The 1,665-nt window shown below is 61.2% G+C and carries 2 protein-coding genes; both read right to left on the reverse strand.

Annotated features, from left to right (window positions below; translation table 11 throughout):
- Positions 1-369, reverse strand: a 369-nt coding sequence (locus tag RT424_RS23220; protein ID WP_313443073.1) for a glycosyltransferase, incomplete at its 3' end; no start/stop codon positions are given.
- 294 nt (positions 370-663) lie between these two features.
- Positions 664-1,665, reverse strand: a 1,002-nt coding sequence (locus tag RT424_RS23225; protein WP_313443075.1) for an IS5 family transposase, incomplete at its 5' end; no start/stop codon positions are given.

Raw genomic sequence — 1,665 nt, forward strand, 5'->3', positions numbered from 1 at the left:
CGTGTGGAGCCTCGTCATGACGGGACTGGCAAGCGTTTCCGCCATGCTGACGGGAAGATAGTGCAAGGAATTGTTGTGGATCACATCGAAGGATCGCGACCGTAGTTCGGTCATCAATCCAAGATAGGCATGATGTTCGCGGAAGAAGGCGACATCATTGGCTTCGGCGATGCCCGTTTCAAGAAGCGAGGTTTCATCGCAGATCGCTTCGACACCCAATGCGGGATCGGAGCGCGTCGATGCAAAGAGAGTAACATCGTGTCCACGTTCGCGCAGCGACCGTGCGAGCATGTGAGTGTGCATCTCCAGCCCGCCCGCGAAGGGCTCACCGATCGGGAACTTTAAATGAGCTATTATCGCAACGCGCATCAACGACTCCCCGCGACGATCCAGATGGTTCGCCATCGCTGGAAAACTAACGCATATGAGAAGGATTATTTCCCGGCTCCGGGGCATTTTCTGGGTGCGCGATCGGCGTGATTCACAGGACTATAGTTACCATTACGCTTTGGGTTGCTCGAAGACACTTGGACACTTCGAAGAACCGAGCAATTTGGGCGTGATGTAGACGAGCAGGTGCCCGAGAGCGCCGGAGCCCTTCTTTTGGCGGCCTGATCTGCTGATTTTCTGAAGCGAGCCGGGTGATCCACCCCGGTTTCCAGGTCATGCAGGCGCAGTGCGCCCCTCAAGCCAGGTGAGCCGCTGAAAGTTATAAGCGAGGTTGGCCATGCCGATCTTGATGCGGGCGCGAGCGATGCCGATGGTGCGCACGACCAGGCCCATGCGATGCTTCTGTCCGGCGAAGACATGCTCGACGGCCGAGCGAACCGCCGAGCGCCTTGCGTTGGCGCGTGCAATACGCTCGGGCATCGCCCGTCGGTGCGGTTTCCGCTGGTGGATGTGGCTGGTGAACATGCCCTTGGCCAGGAAGGCCTCGTTCTTCTTCGATCGGTAGGCCGTATCGGCCCAGACGCCCGAGGCGGTGTTGTCCGGACTGATCAGCACCGGCAGCCTGGCCCCATCGTGAGCATTCGCCGCGCTGGCATCCCAGGTGCGGATCAGGCCGTGAGCCCGGTCGATGCCGATGTGGTTTTTATAACCAAACATCGGAATGGCGAGGTCGACCGGCTTGAACGCCGTGGGATCGGCGCCTTCCTTCACCTTGGCCTTGGTGTACTTCACGCTCCAGCGGGCATCGCGATCCTTCTGCCGGACTTTCGCAGGCCTGTCCTTCCAGCGCTCGGGGATCCGGCCCTCCTTGATTGCCGCCTTCTCCTCTTCGGTATTGCGCTGCTTGGGCGCCGGCACCACGGTGGCATCGATGATCTGCCCGCCCATGGCGAGGTAGCCCCGGTCGGTCAGCGCCGCATCGAACCGGGCGAAGAGCTTGTCGATCGCCTTGGCATTCACCAGGCGCTCCCGAAACAGCCATACCGTTGTCGCATCGGGCACTGTTCCGTCGAGACCCAGGCCCAGGAAGCGTTGGAACGAGAGCCGGTCCTTGATCTGGAATTCCGTCCCTTCGTCCGACAGCGAGTAGAGCGCCTGCAGCACCAGGATCTTGAACATGAGGACCGGGTCGAACGGCGGACGCCCACCCTTGCCCCGAGGGCCGCGGCGCAGCGCCGCGACCAGTGGCCCACGGAATACCTCGAAGTCCACGAC

This window comes from Novosphingobium sp. (assembly GCF_032093395.1).
Lineage (GTDB): Bacteria > Pseudomonadota > Alphaproteobacteria > Sphingomonadales > Sphingomonadaceae > Novosphingobium.